Raw genomic sequence first — 17,062 nt, 5'->3', positions numbered from 1 at the left:
CGCTTCACCGACGAAGCGATCAGACCGCCGCTCCGCGCTGCCCGGAGACGGCTACGAAAGGCAAGCCCTTGCGTACCTCCCCCTCCCTGCGACGGAAGCTGGTCTCCGTCGCCGCGGTCTCCGCCGCGCTGTTCTCGGCGGCCGGCACCACTGTCGCCGTGGCCCAGGAGTCGGCCGCCCCGCAGGCCGCCGCGGTCCCCACCGCGCAGACCGAGGCCGCCCCCGGCATCGCGGCCGAGCGCCTCATCGTCGGCTACAAGTCCGGTGCCACCGAGGCCAAGTCGAACAAGGCCGCCGAGGCCGACGCCGCCGCCAAGGGCAAGGAGGCCGGCGAGGACGTCGACTTCCAGCGCCGTCTCGGCACCGGTGCCGCCCTCGTCGACCTCGGCGCGGACCTGACCCGCACCGATGTCGCCGACGTGGTCGCCGAGTACAAGGCCGACCCGCAGGTCGCCTACGTCGTACCGGACCGTCTGAACACGCCGCAGGCCGACCCGAACGACACCGAGTACGCCAAGCAGTGGGACCTGTTCGAGTCCACGGCCGGCATGAACGTCCCCGGCGCCTGGAGCACCACCACCGGCTCCGGCGTCACCGTCGCCGTCATCGACACCGGCTACGTCGCCCACACCGACCTCGCCGCGAACATCGTCGCCGGTTACGACTTCATCGCCGACACCGCGGTCTCCGTCGACGGCAACGGCCGCGACAGCAACCCGGCCGACCCGGGCGACCACTACGCGGCCAACGAGTGCGGCTCCGGCATCCCGGCGTCCAACTCCTCCTGGCACGGCACGCACGTGGCCGGCACCATCGCCGCGGTCACCAACAACAGCAAGGGCATCGCGGGCATCGCCTACGGCGCGAAGATCTCCCCGGTCCGCGTCCTCGGCAAGTGCGGCGGCTACGACTCCGACATCATCGACGCCATCACCTGGTCGTCCGGCGGCACCGTCTCCGGTGTGCCCGCCAACACCAATGTCGCCAAGGTCATCAACATGAGCCTCGGTGGCGACGGTGCCTGCACCAGCGCGACCCAGACGGCGATCAACAACGCCGTCAGCCGCGGCACCGTCGTCGCCGTCGCCGCGGGCAACGACAACGAGAACGTCTCGGCCCACTCGCCGGGCAACTGCAACAACGTCATATCCGTCGCCGCGACCAGCCGCACCGGCGCCAAGGCGTCGTACTCCAACTACGGTGCCCTGGTCGACATCTCGGCGCCCGGCGGCCAGACCAGCACCGGCACCGCCAACGGCATCCTGTCGACGCTGAACTCCGGCGCCACGACGGCGTCCACCGAGAGCTACGCCTACTACCAGGGCACCAGCATGGCCACCCCGCACATCGCGGGCCTCGCCGCGCTGCTGAAGTCGGCCAACTCCTCGCTGACCCCGGCCCAGATCGAGACCGCCATCAAGAACAACGCCCGTGCCCTGCCGGGTGCTTGCTCGGGCGGCTGCGGCGCGGGTCTCGCGGACGCGGCGAAGACGGTCGCGGCCGTGAGCGGCGGTACGAGCACGGGGACGACGTTCTCCAACACCACCGCCGCGTCCATCCCGGACAACGGCTCCGCGATCGAGTCCTCCATCGCCGTCACCGGCCGCACCGGCAACGCCCCCTCGGCACTCCAGGTCGCGGTGGACATCACCCACACCTACCGCGGTGACCTGGTGGTCAGCCTCGTCGCCCCGGACGGCACGGTGTACACCCTGAAGTCCGCCAGCTCCTCGGACTCCGCGGACAACGTCAACACCACCTACACCGTGAACGCTTCGAGCGAGACGGCCAACGGCACCTGGAAGCTGCGCGTCCAGGACACGGCCGCACAGGACACGGGCACGCTCAACAGCTGGAAGCTGACCTTCTGAGCTTCTGGGTCTCGAACTCTCTGAGCGCGCCCTGAACAGGCGGGCCGACCGGTGCGGATGGGGCACCGGTCGGCCCGCCTTTTCTGTGCCGCCCGCCCGGTTTCTCCTGCCGGTGCCTGCGGTACGCGCACAAGTGATCTACAAGTTGTGGGAGGCCTGGAAACTGGACGGAGTTGGGGTACCCGGTGGTGGGCGTCGGACGGTGAGATATCGTGTACAGGGAGTAAGAAACAAACGGCATGGCCTGTTCTTTTCAGGGCATGCGCTCTCGCCCCCAGGAGAGACTCGCCTATGGCCAGGCAATTACGAGCCGAACAGACCCGCGCGGCGATCATCGCCGCCGCCGCGGACCTGTTCGACCGGCGCGGATACGAGTCGACGAGTCTCAGCGACATCGTCGATCATGCCCAAGTCACGAAGGGCGCCCTCTACTTCCACTTCGCGGCGAAGCAGGATCTCGCGCACGCCATCCTGGAGATCCAGTACAGAAACCTGAACCGGCTCTCGGAGGAGATGGACAGCCGCGGCTGTACCGCGCTCGAGGCCCTGATCCGCTCCACGTTCGGCATGGCGCGGCTGTCCCTGGAAGGGCCGTTGCCGAGCGCGGGCCTCCGGCTCGCCACCGGCGGCCTGGAACTGCCGCCCGAACTTCCGCACCCCTTCACCCAGTGCCTGGGCCTTGCCGCCCGCAGACTCCGCGACGCGGTCAAGGAGTCCGACCTCCATGCCGACATCGATGTCGACGCCGCCGCGCACTCCCTCGTCGCGTCCCTGGTCGGCACCCGGGTCGTGGGCCACTCCCTCGAACCCGTCACCCGCCACCCCCACCGGCTGGCCGGGCTGTGGCACATCCTCATCCGCGGCATGGTGCCGGTGCCCCGCCGCGCCCGCTATCTGAGCCTCGTCACCCACCTGGAGCGGGAGCTCAGAGTCGCGTGACCCGCGCGGTACCGTGGCGCCCATGTCCGACACCCCGCCCGTGATCCTCGCCGCCGAACCCGGCTCGTTCCCGTACAGCGTGCTCGCCGAGCGGCATCCCGCGATCATCCGGCAGGTGCGGGATGCCTTTCCCTACGGCCCCGAGCAGCACCGCGCCCTCGACGCGCTGCTGGAGAACTGCACCAAGGGTGTCGTCGAACCGCTCCCTGCCACCGCGCCGGACCGCGCCGTATGGGCTGCCTGGGGAGCGGACGAGTACACCGGCCGCTCCTGGTTCGATGTGCCGTGGCTGTGGTCGGAGAGCTGGTTCTACCGCCAATTCCTCGAAGCGGTGGGCTACTTCGGCTCCGGCCCCTGGCAGGGCATCGACCCCTTCCGTCCCTTCAAGCTCGCCGAGCTCGATGCCCCGGAGACCGACGAGGAACTGGCCGCGCTCGACGCCCTCGACGGCCGGCCCGCCGACGAACAGGCCGCGGCCCTGCTGCACGGCTCCCTGTGGGGCAACCGCGCGGACCTCGGCTTCCGCCTGTCCGACGCCGACGCCGAGGGCCGGGACGCCGTCCCGGGGCTGGTCGCCGACGACAGCGCCGTCCTCTGGTCGCTTCTCGACGGCGCGGACACCCTGTGTCTCGTCGCCGACAACGCGGGCCGCGAACTGGTCCCGGACCTGCTCCTGATCGCCCACCTCCTCGCCCAGGGACGCGTCCGTCGGGCGATCCTGCACGTCAAGTCGTATCCGTACTACGTCTCCGACGCCACGACCGCCGATGTGGTCGACGCCGTGCGCCGGCTGACCCGGGCGCCGGGCGCGGCGGCCGATCACGGGCGCGATCTGTGGTCGGCGATGGCGGACGGCAGCCTCACCGTGCGCGCCCACCCCTTCTCCTGTGCCCCGCTGCCGTACGAGGCGATGCCGGACGACCTCCGGGCCGAGTTCGCCGGAGCCGCGCTGACCGTCGTCAAGGGCGACCTCAACTACCGTCGCCTGGTGGGTGATCGGATGTGGCCGCCCACGACCTCCTTCGCCGACGTGACGGCCTGCTTCCCGGGCCCGGTGGCCGCTCTGCGCACCCTGAAGTCCGACGTGATCACCGGCCTCGCCCCGGCGACGGAGGCCGCGCTGGTGGCGGCGGAGGGACAGCGATGGCGGACCGGGGGCACGCACGCGCTGATCCAGGTGCGCCCCTAGCGCTCAACCGACCTGTATCGGCAGCGATTTGAGTCCGTTGATGAAGTTGGACACCAGCCGCCTGGGCGGTCCCGCCGTCCGCAGGACCGGCAGTACCCGCAGCGCCTCCGCGTAGAGCACCCGCAACTGCAGCCGGGCGAAGTGCGCGCCCAGGCAGACATGCGGACCGTCCCCGAAGGACACGTGCGGATTCGGCGTACGTGACAGATCCAGCCGGTCCGGGGCCTCGAAGACCCGCTCGTCCCGGTTGGCGGAGGCGTGGAAGACCACCACCTTCTCGCCCGCGCGGATCCGCCGCCCGGCCAGCTCGGTGTCGTGCACGGCGGTACGGCGGAAGGTGAGCACGGGTGGGTGCCAGCGCAGCAACTCGTCGACAGCGGTGGTGAGTTGGTGGCTGCCGGTGCGCAGTCGTTCGTACGACTCCGGGTGCTCGGCCAGGGTGAGCAGTCCGCCGGGTGCCGCGCTGCGGACGGTGTCGTTGCCGGCGACGGTGAGCAGGAAGAAGAACATCTCCAGTTCGGCGTCGGCGAGTTCGGCGTCGTGCGCGAGCGTGGTCAGCACGTCGTCGGCGGGGTAGCGCCGCTTGTACGCGGCGAGTCGGCGGGCGTAGGCGAACATGTCCTTGAGCATCGCGGGCGACCGGGGGTTCACCGGCTTGCCCGCCGCGTCCAGCACCGGGGCGCCGGCCTCGTCGGGGTCCTGGTAGCCGATGACCCGCTGCGTCCAGTGCAGCAGCAGCCCGCGCTCCGTCTCCGGGACGCCGAGCAGATCGGCCAGGTTGAGCAGGGCGTAGTCGTCGGTCACCGTGGCGACGAGGTCGACGGTGCCGTCCCCGGCGCCGGCCGTCCGAAGGGCGTGGGCGAACAGTGTCCGGGCCCGTTCCTCGGCGATCTGCGTGAACCGGCCGATGCGCCCGGGCGTGAACGCCCGGCTGACCAGCCGTCGCAACCTCCCGTGCTGCGGCGGGTCCTGATTGAGCATCATGCGCCGGATGAACGGCAGATCCTCCGGATCGGGATCACGGATCTGGGTCGCGCCGAGCGACGACGAGTACGTCGCCGAGTCCCTGAGCACCCTGACGACATCCGCATGCCGCGTCACCGCCCAGAACCCGGGCCCGGCCGGCCACCCCAGGACCTCGGGCTCGTCCTGGCGCACCACGGGGTGGCGGTCGCGCAGCGCGCGATAGGCGCCGTGCGGCACACCGTCGGCGTACCGTCGCGGATCGAACACGTCGAGCCCGGCCAGGGTAGGGGTCATGCGACCACGGTGACCCGGGAGGAGGCGCGCGGCAAGGCGGCGTACGGCGCATGGCCGTGGGTGGCGGATTGTTGGCTTGCTTGTGTGTAGTGATCATGCCAAGCGGAGCGTCATCATGCGCGGATGGCGTCACGTCCATGGTGTTCGGGAAGAGGAAAGGCGGCGGCCGCCGCGATCGCCCTCGCGCTCGCGCTCACGGCCTGCGGCGACGACAACGACTCCGCGTCCTCGGACGGCGACCGGCACACGGTCACCGTGGCCGCGCTGCCCCTGGTCGACTGCGCCATGCTCTACATCGCGCGGGACCGGGGCCTGTTCGAGAAGGAGGGCCTGGACGTCCGTGTCCAGCAGATCCAGCAGAGCCTCCAGGCGCTGCCGGCCCTGTCCAAGGGGCAGATCGACATGGTCGCGAGCGCGAACTACGTCACCTACTTCCAGGCCCACGACAAGGGCACCCTCGACATCCGTATCGTCGCCGAGTCGATCAGGGCCGCGCCGAAGATGATGGACGTGCTGGTGCCGAAGGACTCCGACATCAAGTCCGTCGCCGACCTCGCGGGCCGCAAGCTCGCCGTCAACGTCCTCAACAACGTCCAGTCGCTGACCTTCAACGAGATCGTCGCGGAACAGGGCGCACCCGGTAAGCCCGTCTACCGGCAGATCCCCTTCCCGCAGATGGGTGCCGCCCTGGACAAGGGGCAGGTCGACGCCGTGCACGCCGTCGAGCCCTACGACAGCGCCATCCAGGACGAGTTGGGGGCGCGGGTCCTCGTGGACGGGGCGTCCGCGCCCGTCGAGTCCATCCCGCTCAGCGGATACCTCACCACCGAGAAGTACGCCTCCGAGAACGCCGATTCGCTGGCCGCGTTCCAGCGGGCCCTCAAGGCGGCCGTGAAGATCGCCGAGGCGGATCCCGAGGCCGTGCGCAAGGTGCTGCCGACCTACACCAAGGTGACCGGGAAGCAGGCGGAGTCGATCGACCTGCCGGTCTTCCCGGCGACCATGGACGCGGCGCAGATCGCCCGGCTCACCGCACTCATGAAGAAGCAGGGGATGTTGAGCGAGCCGATCGATCCGGCGACGTTGCTGGTGCGGTGAAGCGGACGGGGCGGCTGCGGGAGTGGTGGCTGGGCGCCCTCGGCGTACTGCTCGCCTTCGGCGTGTGCGAGGCGGTGAGCCGGGCCGGGATCGTCCGGCGCAGCTACTTCCCACCCGCCTCCGAAGTTCTCGCCCGGGCCGTGGAGTTGGCGGGCGACAGCGTGTTCCTGGACGGAGTCGGCGCCACGCTGCGCGCCTGGGCGCTCGGCCTCGGACTGGCCTGCGCCATCGCCGTCCCGCTCGGCCTGCTCTTCGGCAGCGTGCCGGTCGTCGACGCCGCCGTACGCGCGATCGTGGAGTTCCTGCGGCCGCTGCCCTCCGTGGCACTGATCCCGCTGGTCTCCCTGCTGCTCGGCTCGGGCACCGAGACCAAGGTCGCGCTCGTCACCTACGCCTCCGTGTGGCCGATCCTCTTCAACACCGTCTACGGCCTCGGCGAGACCGACCCCCTCGCCAAGGACACCCTGCGCGCCTTCGGCTTCGGCCGCCTGTCGGTACTCCTGCGCGTCGAACTCCCCGGCACGGCCCCCTTCATCGCCGCCGGCATCCGCATCTCGGCCGCGGTCGCCCTCATCCTCGCCGTCGCCACGGAGATCCTCGCCGGGTTCGGCGAGGGCCTCGGCATCTACATCGCCCAGGCAGGCCTCGCCACCGACGGCACGCGGGATGTCCTCGCGGGCGTGGTCTGGGCCGGGACTCTCGGGCTCGTCATCAACGGGGTGCTGGTGTGGGGAGAGCGGAAGCTGTTCCCGTGGACACCGGCGCACCGGGGGACCGGGGTGACGTCATGAGACGGCGGGTTGCCGGTCCACCGCCCGGGGGGTCGCGCTTGCCGGGCTCCACCCGCCGGAGGCCACCGGGCGGGACGGCCGAGCCCCGGTCCTCGAAAGCGGTGCCACGCAGGCGCCCCCCGACCGGCCTGCGTCACGCTCTCCTGCGCTGGCTCGTCCTCGCCGTCGCCGTGGCCCTCTGGGAGGTGGCCGCCCGGGCGCACGGCAGCGTCTACTTCCCGCCCCCCGGCCGTATCGCACGCCACGCCCACGAGCTGTGGTTCTCCGGCCCCGTCCGCCATGTGTTCCTCTCCGAGGCCGCCGTCGCCGACATCCTGCCCAGCCTCGGCCGGATGGGCGCCGGGTTCGGGCTCGCCGCCGTCGCCGGGATCGCGCTCGGCGTCGCGGTCGGCCGCTCGCGGCGCGCATACGCCCTGTGCAACCCCGTCCTGCAGTTCGCACGCGCCGTCCCGCCCCCCGCGCTGGTCCCGGTCTTCGTCGTGGTCCTCGACTTCGGTACGCCGATGCAGATCGCGTCGATCGCCTTCAGCGCCGTCTGGCCGGTCCTCATCAACACCGCCGAAGGCGCCCGCAACACCGACCCGCTGCGCCTCGACGTCGCCGCCGTGCTCCGTCTGAACCCCGTCGAACGGCTCTGTTTCCTCATCCTCCCCTCCGCGCTGCCCCGCATCTTCGCGGGCCTCAGACTGAGCCTTTCGCTCTCCCTCATCCTCATGGTCTTCTCGGAGCTGCTCCCGGGCACCGCCAACGGCATCGGCTTCACCCTCACCGACGCCCAGACCCGCTCCGACCTGCTCACCGTATGGGCGGCCCTGGTCCTGCTCGGTGCCCTCGGCTACCTGCTCAACACCGGCCTGCTCGCGGTCGAGAAACGCCTCGTCGGCAGCGGGAGGAGCACCGCATGACCCGTACCGAGCCACCCCACGACCCCCGGGCCAGGTGACACACGCACATGCTCCGCCTCGACGCGGTCGGCCAGTACTACGGCGACCACCCGGTCCTCACCGACCTCACCCTCACCGTCCCCGACGGCCAACTCCTGTGCGTGGTCGGCCCCTCCGGCTGCGGCAAGTCCACCCTTCTGCGCACCGTCGCCGGACTGCTGCCCGTCCGGGAGGGCGAGATCACCGTCGACGGCACCCCCGTCACCGGCGTGCCCGACCGGCTCGCGGTCGTCTTCCAGGACTACGGCCGCTCCCTCTACCCCTGGCTCACCGTCCGCGACAACGTCGCCCTCCCACTGCGCCGCCGCGGCCTCGGCCGGGCCGAGCGCCGCGCCGAGGCCGAAGGCATCCTGGAACGCGTCGGCCTCGACGGCGCCGCCGGACGCCATCCCTGGCAGCTCTCCGGCGGCATGCAGCAGCGCGTCGCCATCGCCCGCGCCCTGGTCTGCCGTCCCTCGCTGCTGCTCATGGACGAACCCTTCGGCTCCCTGGACGCCCAGACCCGCGAGGACCTGGAGGACCTCCTCCTGGAGGTGCACCGCACCGACGGCACGACCATCGTGTTCGTCACCCACGACATCGACGAGAGCGTCTACGTCGGCGACCGCGTCGTCGTCCTGTCCCCGGGCCCCGGCTCCCGCATCGTCCTCGACCTGCCCGTCGCACTGCCGGGCAAGCGGCAGCAGATCGGGACCCGGGCACTCCCGGAGTTCGTGGCGCTCAGAGCGGAGGTGGGGCGGGCGGTACGGGGCACCTAGCGGGGCGGCGGGGATCCCGGCCGCCCGGTCAGGCCACCCGTACGTCCTGCCACACCAGCCGGTGGTCCGAGGTCGGCACATTCGTCCCGCCCCCGACCAGCCGGTAGAGCGGATCGTCCGGCGTCGGCCAGAACACCCCGTTCCCCGACGGCTCTAGGCCCTTGGACGGCAGGACGTGGTCGACCCGCAGATTCCCGGGCGCGTTGTCGTTGAAGTCGGACGTGTCGTACGCCGGGTTCCCGAGGTGCGAGGCGTTGGCACCGCCCTGCAACCGCGCCGCCTCCACCCCTCCCGCACTGGCCGGCGGTGCGGCGGGCAGCCGGATCGCCGGGTGCTCCAGCAACTGCCGTACGGCGTGGTCGTAACTGTCCCCGTCGAACGGGTCCGCGTTGAGGTCGCCCGCGATCACGAACCGCGACCCCGGCCGCAGACCACCGCGCCGCCCCTTGTCGTCGTACAGGTAGGAGCCGCGGCGGGGCCCGGAGATGTAGTCGGCCCACAGACGGATCTCGTCGTGGTTGCGCCGGCCGTTGCGGTCCTCGGGTCCGTCGAAAGTGGGGGGTGTCGGATGGGAGACCAGGAAGTGCACGGTGGAGTGTCCGACGCGCACCGGCACGTCCCAGTGACTCTTGGAGGACAGCCGGAGGATCGCGCGGGCCTCGTCGCTGTAGTAGCCCGGCGGCATCACATGACCCGGCATGTCCTTCCACAGGAAGTGCTGGAAGGTACGCACCGCGCGGGCGTCGATCGGGTACTTGGAGAGCACGAGCATGCCGTACTGCCCAGGGAACCAGCCGTACCCGAAGGCGTCCTGGCCGTACGCGTCCGAACCCGGCGTGGTGACCGCGCCGTTGCGCCCGTCGAGGTCCACGCCGGAGGCGACGCCCGTGTTGACGGGCCCGGTGAACCGGTACGGGAAGCCGATCGGGGCCGCCCCGCTCTGGCCGACGGCGAGGTAGTTCCGCAGGAACAGCCGGGCCGCCGTACCGGTGTCGTCGTGGTCGAACTCGTTGATCAGCAGCACGTCCGGGTCGACCCGCTGGATCGTCTCGGCGGCGTTGCGCGCCTGGACGTCGTCCGGGGTGGACAGGTCGGTGACGAGCGCGCCTTGGGTGCCGCGGTTCAGGGACGCGTTGAACGTGGCGAAACGGACGGTCCGGCGGCCGGTCGCCGACGCGGGGACCGCGGTGGACCCGGCGAGTGCCGCGCCGGCGACGGCGGCGAGCGCGGTCCGGCGGGAGAAGGCTCTGTGGTCGTGGTTCATCGGGACTCCGGTGAGGAGGGGACACGTGAACGGGTGAAGTCTGCGCGCGTAGAGATGAACGCCACAAGACCCGTCGAGAACTCCCGAGTTCAGCCCCGATTCACGCGATGGTGTGATCATGTGCCGCGCCGCGGATGCCCCCGGAAGGGCCTGGGTAGGGCCCCGCCCATGACGCAGCCCTTCGAACTCCCGCACTTCTACATGCCGTATCCCGCGCGGCTGAACCCGCACGTCGAGGAGGCACGCGCCCACTCGGGCCGGTGGGCACGCGACATGGGCATGCTGGAGGGATCCGGGGTCTGGGAGCAGTCCGACCTCGACGCCCATGACTACGGTCTGCTCTGCGCCTACACCCACCCCGACTGCGACGGCCCCGCCCTCTCGCTGATCACCGACTGGTACGTGTGGGTCTTCTTCTTCGACGACCACTTCCTGGAGATCTTCAAACGGACCCAGGACCGCGCCGGCGGCAAGGCCTACCTCGACCGGCTGCCGCTGTTCATGCCGATGGACCTCGCCACGCCGATGCCCGAGCCGGAGAACCCCGTCGAGGCGGGCCTCGCCGACCTGTGGACACGGACCGTGCCCGCCATGTCGGCCGACTGGCGCCGCCGCTTCGCCGTCGCCACCGAGCATCTCCTCAACGAGTCCCTGTGGGAACTGTCCAACATCAACGAGGGGCGCATCGCCAACCCCGTCGAGTACATCGAGATGCGCCGCAAGGTGGGCGGCGCCCCCTGGTCGTCGGGGCTCGTCGAGTACGCGACCGCCGAAGTCCCGGTGTCCGTCGCGGAGTCGAGGCCGCTCAGGGTCCTGATGGAGACGTTCTCCGACGCCGTCCACCTGCGCAACGACCTCTTCTCCTACCAGCGGGAGGTCGAGGACGAGGGCGAGAACAGCAACGGCGTGCTGGTCCTGGAGACCTTCTTCGGCTGCACCACCCAGCAGGCCGCCGACACCGTCAACGACATCCTCACCTCCCGGCTCCACCAGTTCGAGCACACCGCCCTCACCGAGGTGCCCGCGCTCGCCCTGGAGAAAGGTCTCGCCCCGGGCGACATCGCCGCGGTCGCCGCCTACACCAAGGGACTTCAGGACTGGCAGTCCGGCGGCCACGAGTGGCACCTGCGCTCCAGCCGCTACATGAACGAGGGCGCCACCTCCACCTCGCCCTGGCACGGACTCACCGGCCCCGGCACCTCCGCCGCCGACATCGGCGCCCTGCTCGCCTCGGCCGGTGCGGAACGGCTGCGCGCGTACACGCATGTCCCGTACCAGAAGGTCGGTCCTTCCCGCCTCCCCGACTTCTTCATGCCCTTCCAGGTCGAGCTCAGCCCGCATCTGCCCGCCGCCCGCCCCCGGCTCACCGAGTGGATGCACCGGATGGGCATGCTCCAGGAGGGCGTCTGGGACGAGGACCGGCTGGCCGCGGCCGACCTGCCGCTGTGCTCGGCGGGCCTCGACCCGGACGCGACGCCGGAGGCCCTCGACCTCAGCGCCCAGTGGCTCGCCTGGGGGACGTACGGCGACGACTACTACCCGCTCGTCTTCGGCCACCGCCGTGACCTCGCCGCCGCCCGGCTGATCACCCAGCGGCTGTCGGACTGCATGCCCGTGGCGGGCGAGCAGGTCCCGGCGCCCCTGAACGGCATGGAGCGCGGCCTGATCGACCTGTGGCCGCGCACGACGGCGGAGATGACGCCGGACCAGCGCCGCTCCTTCAAGGACTCCGTGAACGTGATGACCGAGAGCTGGGTCTGGGAGCTCTCCAACCAGCTCCAGAACCGGATCCCCGACCCGGTCGACTACCTGGAGATGCGCCGCGCCACCTTCGGCTCCGACCTCACCCTGAGCATGTGCCGGACGGGCCACGGCCCCGCCGTCCCGCCGGAGGTCTACCGCAGCGGCCCGGTCCGCTCGCTGGAGAACGCGGCCATCGACTACGGCATGCTCATCAACGACGTCTTCTCGTACCAGAAGGAGATCGAGTACGAGGGCGAGGTCCACAACGCGATCCTCGTCGTGCAGAACTTCTTCGGCGTCGACTACCCGACCGCGCTCGACGTCGTCCACGACCTGATGACCCAGCGCATGCAGCAGTTCCAGCACGTCGCCGCGCATGAACTGCCCATCGTCTACGACGACTTCGGCCTTTCGGACGAGGTGCGCGAGATCATGGGCAACTATGTCACCGACCTCCGGAACTGGATGGCGGGCATCCTGCACTGGCACCGCACCGTCGACCGCTACAAGGCCGAGTACCTGTCCCGCCGCTCCCACGGCTTCCTGCCGGACCGGCCGCCGGCCCTGACCCTGCCGCTCGTCGGCTGACCTGACGCTCCGGGCTCCGTCACGGTGTCCCGGAGCCGTCCGGCGTCTCCCGCAGCGCCGCGTGCAGACGCCGGGCGCGCTCCGCCGGGAGCGGCTCGCCGACGCGCTCCAAGTGGGCAGCGAGCAGCGTCAGTTCGGCCGTGTCGAGCCGGGTGGGGTCGTCCGCCCGCCGCAGCAGGCCCTGGTCCAGGTGGATCGCGTCGAACCGCTGGATGAGCGCCGCACGGGCGAGGTTGGTGCGGCCCTGAGCCAGGGCCAGGTCCGTCCAGGTGTACAGCGGCTCCGAGGCCGGGTCGCCCTCGAAGCCGTCGGGCACCGGCACGCGCTCCCACAGCGGGGGCGGGGGCGGGCCGATGAGCTCGTAGGCGCACCCCTCCTCGGCGTTGAGCAGCAGGAAGTCGGGCCAGGTACGCGCCTGCGCGGCGGCCAGCAGCGCTTCGAGCTCCTCGCGGGAGCGCTCCGGAAAGCCCAGCGCGGCCCGCAGTTCGGCCCGCGCGGCCTCATAGCCGTACTCCTCCTCCTCTTCCTCGTCCAGATCGTCCTCGCCTCCCAGGCCGATCAGGATCTCGAACGCCTCGTCGAAGCCGGAGCCGACGAGCCCGGCCGAGCCCTCGGAGTCGGCGTACAGCACCGAGCCGTCCTCGCACACGAAGTACGTACCGCCCCCGGCGTCCCCGGCCACGACCTCCAGGGAGCCGCCGGAGACGAGGCGGACCGGCTCCCCATGGCCGTACTCCGCCCGGTCGAGGGAGAAGTCGAACGGGAACTCGGCCAGCGCGGCCAGCCGGGGGTTCTCGCGCAGGAGCCGAAGAGCGTGATCAGACATGTCACTGAACGTAACAGCCGCCACTGTCAACGGGAGTTCGCGCGTCCATACGTGATTTTCGGACCTTCTCGTGCGGAACGGGATATTCAGGGAACTTCGGCGATGCGCCAGGAGTCTTCCGGGGTGAGGGACTCAAGACCGCAGAACACACGGGGGTGTTCGACCTTGACCGACATCATCGAGAGGATCACGGAGAGCGACAAGGGGGAGCGGAGTGCGGTGCCGGGCGAACTGGCGCCGTATGTCGCGCCGTTGCCCGTCCCGCCCGTCCTGCGGCCCGCCACCGGCGATGTGCTGCGTGAGACGGAGATCGCCCTGCAGCCGACCTGGGTCCGGCTGCATCCGCAACTGCCGCCGACCCTGATGTGGGGGTACGAGGGACTGGTGCCCGGCCCGACCATCGAGGTGCGGCGCGGACAGCGGCTCCGCATCGCCTGGACCAACCACGTTCCCAAAGGCAGCGAATATCCGGTCACCGCCGTCGAGGTGCCGGTCCGCCCGGCGGGCACCCCGCCCGCCAGCACCGAACCCGGCCGCGGCGGCGTCAAGCCCGACGCGGACGTGGCCGCCCTGCCGGCCTGGTCGGTGACCCATCTGCACGGCGCCCAGACGGGCGGTGGCAACGACGGCTGGGCGGACAACGCCGTGGGCTTCGGCGACGCCCAGCTCTCCGAGTACCCCAACGACCACCAGGCGGTCCAGTGGTGGTACCACGACCACGCCATGAACATCACGCGGTGGAACGTGATGGCGGGCCTGTACGGCACCTACCTGGTCCGTGACGAGGAGGAGGACGCGCTCCATCTCCCCTACGGGGAGCGGGAGATCCCGCTCCTGCTCGCCGACCGCAACCTCGACACCGACGAGGACGGCCTCCTCAACGGCCGGCTGCTGCACAAGACGATCGTGGTGAACCCGTCCCACCCGGAGACGGGCAAGCCGGTCACGACACCGTTCCTCGGCCCGTACACCACGGTCAACGGCCGCATCTGGCCGTACGCCGACGTGGACGACGCCTGGTACCGCTTCCGCCTGGTGAACGCGTCGAACGCGCGGATCTACGACCTGGTCCTGGTGGACGAGGACGACAACCCGGTGCCGGGCATCGTGCAGCAGATCGGCAGCGACGGCGGGCTGCTGCCGAGGCCCGTGCCGATCGACTTCGACGGCGCGCTGCCCACCCTGACCGCCGCCCCGGCCGAGCGCTTCGACCTGCTGGTCGACTTCCGGGGCCTCGCGGGCCGCAGTCTCCGGCTGGTCAACAAGGGTCCCAACCAGCCCGTGGGCGTGCCCGACCCGGTGGGCGATGTGCGCTACCCGGCGGTCATGGAGTTCCGGGTCCGTGAGTCCTGCGAGACCGACACCTTCGAGCTGCCGGAGATGCTCTCGGGTTCCTTCCGCCGGATGACGCACGACGTGGCGCACGGCCACCGGCTGATCGTGCTCACGCCGCCCGGCACCAAGGGCGGCGGCGGACACCCGGAGATCTGGGAGACGGCCGAGGTCGAGGACGCGAGCGGTATCCGGTTCCCCGCCGAGGGGATCATCCAGGTCACCGGTCCGGACGGCACCACGAAGACCTACCGGCGCACGGCCCGGACCTTCAACGACGGCCTGGGCTTCACCATCGCCGAGGGCAGCCACGAACAGTGGAGCTTCCTCAACCTCGCGCCGATTCCGCACCCGATGCACATCCACCTGGCCGACTTCCAGGCGCTCGGACGGGACCCGTACGTGGTGACGGGCTTCGACCCGACGGCGGGCGGCACCCGCACCCCGATCGCGTACGACCCGACCAGGACGATTCCGCCGGCGCCCAACGAACTGGGCTACAAGGACGTCTACCGGGTCCCGGGCAACCAGATGCTGCGCATCATGGGCAGGTTCGACGGGGCGTACGGCCGGTTCATGTACCACTGCCACTTCCTGGAGCACGAGGACATGGGCATGATGCGGCCCTTCGTCGTCATGCCGCCCGAGGCCCTGAAGTTCGACCACGGCGGCGGTCACCACGGCGGGCACGGGGAGGGTCACACCGGCTGAGCCCGGTACCGCACGGCGTGCTCCACCGCGGCTCGCGCCAGCGCCCGGACCATCGGGTGCGGGCGCGAGCCGTCGCCGGCCAGCTCGGGCTGGAACAGTGAGGCCAGGAAGAAGGGGTGGCCCGGCAGTTCGGCGATCCGGACGTTTCCGTCCTCGTCGTACCCGGAGAAGCGCAGTCCGTGCGCGCGCAGCGTGTCGAGGTGGCGGGACGCGCCGTAGGCGCAGAAGTAGCGCTCGACCGTGCGCTCCGATCCGATCACGGACTGGGCGAGCGAGCCCGGCTCGATGGTGACCACGCCCTCGTGGCCGACGAGGGAACAGGCCAGCGGCTCGATGAGCAGGTCCTCGGCGTCGGGGTCGGTCTCGGCGTGCGCCACGCGCACGAGGCCGCACACGTCACGGGCGTACTCCAGCAGCGCGTGCTGGAACCCGGCGCACGTACCGAGGAACGGAATGCCCTCCACGCGCGCGGTGCGGATCGCCGCGAGCACGCCCTCCTCGCTGCGGTACGGACTGCCCGGCACCACCCACACCGCGTCGAACCCGCTGACGGCGCCTTCCGTCTCGGCGTCCTCGGACGGGATCCAGTAGGCGTCGAGGACGATCCGGTCGCGTTCGGCGAGCGAGTCCATCAGAAGGGGGATGCGGGTGTGGGACACGACGCTGGGGGAGCGGTCGCCGACCAGGGCGATCCGGGCGGTCACGGCTGCTGAGTTCGTCATGGCCTCATCCTGGGCGCGGACACCGGATCGCGTCCAACGATGATTTCTGCACTCCCGATAAGCAGAGCTGATGGGACCCTGGGGGCATGGACCCGCACCTCCTGCGCACCTATGTCACCGTCGCCCGCCTCGCCTCCTTCTCCGAGGCCGCCCGCGAGCTGGGCTACACCCAGTCGGCCGTGTCCCAGCACATCCAGGCCCTCGAACAGGACCTGGGCGCCCCGCTGCTGACCCGCCGTCCCGTCCTGCCCACGGCGGCCGGCGAGCGGCTCCTCGAACACGCGGGCCCACTGCTGCTGCGTCTGGACGCGGCCCGCGCGGACGTCGTACGGATGGCTGCCGCGCCCGAGCACGGGCTGGCCCTCGCCGCCGCCCCTACCGCGCTCGGGGCCCATGTCCTGGCCGCGCTTCCGGCCGCGGGCGTGACCCTGCGGGTGCTCGCCCGCGAGGCCGTTCCCGTGGCCGTCGCCACCGGTACCGCGGACCTGGGCCTGGTCGACGGCCTGGCCGCCCCCAGCGACCCGCTGCGGCTGCCCGACGTGGCGCCGCTGACCACGCGCGGCGCAGGCGAGGAGCCCGTGTGCGTGCTGCTGCCCGACACGCATCCGCTCGCGCGCCGCCCCGGCCTGCGCATCGCCGACCTCGCCGACGCCCGCTGGCTGGACGCCCCCGACGCCGGCCTGCCCCTGACCCATCTCCGCGCGGCCAACGGCGGCCACGGGTTCCGCCCCGCACTGCGCTACGACGGCACGGACGTCCGGACCCTCACCGCCCTGGCCGCGGCGGGGCGGGGCCTGACCCTGCTGCCCCGCTCGGCGGCGACGGGAGTTCCCGGCACGGTCGCGGTTCCGGTCACCGAGCCGCGAGTCGTCCATCGCACCGAACTGGTCCACGCGGGGGTGCTGCGGGGAGCGGCGGCGGCGCTGGCGGACGTGCTGTCAGGTTGAGCTCGAACGTGCGTATTGTCGATCGGCCCGAACACCCATGGCTTCCCGTTCTTGACCGCCAGTCAGTCTCACTCGTTCG

Annotated in this window: 14 protein-coding genes; 10 read left to right on the top strand and 4 right to left on the bottom strand. The window is 71.2% G+C overall.

The features are described from left to right. Nucleotides 1-68: 68 nt before the first annotated feature. The 3 genes from ACWD3I_RS34195 to ACWD3I_RS34185 all read left to right on the top strand — a co-directional run bounded on the left by ACWD3I_RS34195 (nucleotide 69) and on the right by ACWD3I_RS34185 (nucleotide 3,999). Entirely contained in the window at nucleotides 69-1,871 is a 1,803-nt protein-coding gene (locus ACWD3I_RS34195; RefSeq protein ID WP_365397637.1) for a S8 family peptidase, read from the top strand. Between the two features lie 291 nt (nucleotides 1,872-2,162). Beyond that, entirely contained in the window at nucleotides 2,163-2,810 is a 648-nt protein-coding gene (locus tag ACWD3I_RS34190; protein WP_365397640.1) for a ScbR family autoregulator-binding transcription factor, read from the top strand. A gap of 22 nt (nucleotides 2,811-2,832) precedes the next feature. Beyond that, nucleotides 2,833-3,999, top strand: a complete 1,167-nt coding sequence (locus ACWD3I_RS34185) for a damage-control phosphatase ARMT1 family protein (RefSeq protein ID WP_365397643.1) — start codon at nucleotides 2,833-2,835, stop codon at nucleotides 3,997-3,999. A gap of 3 nt (nucleotides 4,000-4,002) precedes the next feature. Here ACWD3I_RS34185 and ACWD3I_RS34180 read toward each other — a convergent pair whose 3' ends face one another. After that, complete coding sequence (locus ACWD3I_RS34180) at nucleotides 4,003-5,259, bottom strand: cytochrome P450 (protein WP_365397646.1); 1,257 nt, start codon at nucleotides 5,257-5,259, stop codon at nucleotides 4,003-4,005. Nucleotides 5,260-5,382: 123 nt separating this feature from the next. Between ACWD3I_RS34180 and ACWD3I_RS34175 the strand changes: the two genes are divergently transcribed. The 4 genes from ACWD3I_RS34175 to ACWD3I_RS34160 all read left to right on the top strand — a co-directional run bounded on the left by ACWD3I_RS34175 (nucleotide 5,383) and on the right by ACWD3I_RS34160 (nucleotide 8,850). Then, nucleotides 5,383-6,357: an ABC transporter substrate-binding protein gene (locus ACWD3I_RS34175; protein WP_365397649.1), complete on the top strand. Its 975-nt coding sequence runs from the start codon at nucleotides 5,383-5,385 to the stop codon at nucleotides 6,355-6,357. Then, nucleotides 6,354-7,148: an ABC transporter permease gene (locus ACWD3I_RS34170; protein ID WP_365397652.1), complete on the top strand. Its 795-nt coding sequence runs from the start codon at nucleotides 6,354-6,356 to the stop codon at nucleotides 7,146-7,148. Before ACWD3I_RS34175 ends, ACWD3I_RS34170 begins: the two co-directional genes overlap by 4 nt. Before the next feature lie 101 nt (nucleotides 7,149-7,249). Beyond that, nucleotides 7,250-8,053, top strand: coding sequence for an ABC transporter permease (locus tag ACWD3I_RS34165; RefSeq protein WP_365397655.1), 804 nt, complete (start codon nucleotides 7,250-7,252; stop codon nucleotides 8,051-8,053). A 47-nt stretch (nucleotides 8,054-8,100) separates the two neighbouring features. Further along, a complete protein-coding gene (locus ACWD3I_RS34160) occupies nucleotides 8,101-8,850 on the top strand; it encodes an ABC transporter ATP-binding protein (protein ID WP_365397658.1) in 750 nt (249 codons plus the stop codon). A 28-nt stretch (nucleotides 8,851-8,878) separates the two neighbouring features. On the opposite strand, the gene ACWD3I_RS34155 is transcribed toward ACWD3I_RS34160, so the two are convergent. After that, nucleotides 8,879-10,114 (bottom strand): endonuclease/exonuclease/phosphatase family protein, encoded by a 1,236-nt coding sequence (locus tag ACWD3I_RS34155; protein ID WP_365397661.1) that lies wholly within the window; start codon nucleotides 10,112-10,114, stop codon nucleotides 8,879-8,881. Nucleotides 10,115-10,282: 168 nt separating this feature from the next. Between ACWD3I_RS34155 and cyc2 the strand changes: the two genes are divergently transcribed. Further along, complete coding sequence (gene cyc2, locus ACWD3I_RS34150; protein WP_365397664.1) at nucleotides 10,283-12,445, top strand: germacradienol/geosmin synthase Cyc2; 2,163 nt, start codon at nucleotides 10,283-10,285, stop codon at nucleotides 12,443-12,445. 19 nt (nucleotides 12,446-12,464) lie between these two features. Here cyc2 and ACWD3I_RS34145 read toward each other — a convergent pair whose 3' ends face one another. Then, the gene (locus ACWD3I_RS34145; RefSeq protein ID WP_365397667.1) at nucleotides 12,465-13,271 is read right to left on the bottom strand and encodes a hypothetical protein; all 807 of its coding nucleotides are present in this window, start codon (nucleotides 13,269-13,271) and stop codon (nucleotides 12,465-12,467) included. 165 nt (nucleotides 13,272-13,436) lie between these two features. Here ACWD3I_RS34145 and phsA point away from each other — a divergent pair, with 165 nt between their 5' ends. After that, nucleotides 13,437-15,314 (top strand): O-aminophenol oxidase PhsA, encoded by a 1,878-nt coding sequence (gene phsA, locus ACWD3I_RS34140; RefSeq protein ID WP_365397670.1) that lies wholly within the window; start codon nucleotides 13,437-13,439, stop codon nucleotides 15,312-15,314. On the opposite strand, the gene ACWD3I_RS34135 is transcribed toward phsA, so the two are convergent. Next, entirely contained in the window at nucleotides 15,302-16,036 is a 735-nt protein-coding gene (locus ACWD3I_RS34135; RefSeq protein WP_365397673.1) for a CTP synthase C-terminal region-related (seleno)protein, read from the bottom strand. The genes phsA and ACWD3I_RS34135 overlap by 13 nt on opposite strands. Before the next feature lie 86 nt (nucleotides 16,037-16,122). Between ACWD3I_RS34135 and ACWD3I_RS34130 the strand changes: the two genes are divergently transcribed. Beyond that, nucleotides 16,123-16,983: a LysR family transcriptional regulator gene (locus ACWD3I_RS34130; protein WP_365397676.1), complete on the top strand. Its 861-nt coding sequence runs from the start codon at nucleotides 16,123-16,125 to the stop codon at nucleotides 16,981-16,983. Nucleotides 16,984-17,062 lie beyond the last annotated feature (79 nt).

This window comes from Streptomyces sp. NPDC002817, assembly GCF_053592055.1.
This window is presented reverse-complemented; position numbering and strand designations above follow the sequence as displayed.

Coding starts and splice junctions, on each gene's coding strand:
- ACWD3I_RS34180 (WP_365397646.1), bottom strand. CDS start 5,259: ATGACCCCTACCCTGGCCGGGCTCGACGTGTTCGATCCGCGACGGTAC.
- ACWD3I_RS34145 (WP_365397667.1), bottom strand. CDS start 13,271: ATGTCTGATCACGCTCTTCGGCTCCTGCGCGAGAACCCCCGGCTGGCC.
- ACWD3I_RS34130 (WP_365397676.1), top strand. CDS start 16,123: ATGGACCCGCACCTCCTGCGCACCTATGTCACCGTCGCCCGCCTCGCC.
- ACWD3I_RS34155 (WP_365397661.1), bottom strand. CDS start 10,114: ATGAACCACGACCACAGAGCCTTCTCCCGCCGGACCGCGCTCGCCGCC.
- ACWD3I_RS34190 (WP_365397640.1), top strand. CDS start 2,163: ATGGCCAGGCAATTACGAGCCGAACAGACCCGCGCGGCGATCATCGCC.
- ACWD3I_RS34160 (WP_365397658.1), top strand. CDS start 8,101: ATGCTCCGCCTCGACGCGGTCGGCCAGTACTACGGCGACCACCCGGTC.
- cyc2 (WP_365397664.1), top strand. CDS start 10,283: ATGACGCAGCCCTTCGAACTCCCGCACTTCTACATGCCGTATCCCGCG.
- ACWD3I_RS34185 (WP_365397643.1), top strand. CDS start 2,833: ATGTCCGACACCCCGCCCGTGATCCTCGCCGCCGAACCCGGCTCGTTC.
- ACWD3I_RS34175 (WP_365397649.1), top strand. CDS start 5,383: ATGGCGTCACGTCCATGGTGTTCGGGAAGAGGAAAGGCGGCGGCCGCC.
- ACWD3I_RS34135 (WP_365397673.1), bottom strand. CDS start 16,036: ATGACGAACTCAGCAGCCGTGACCGCCCGGATCGCCCTGGTCGGCGAC.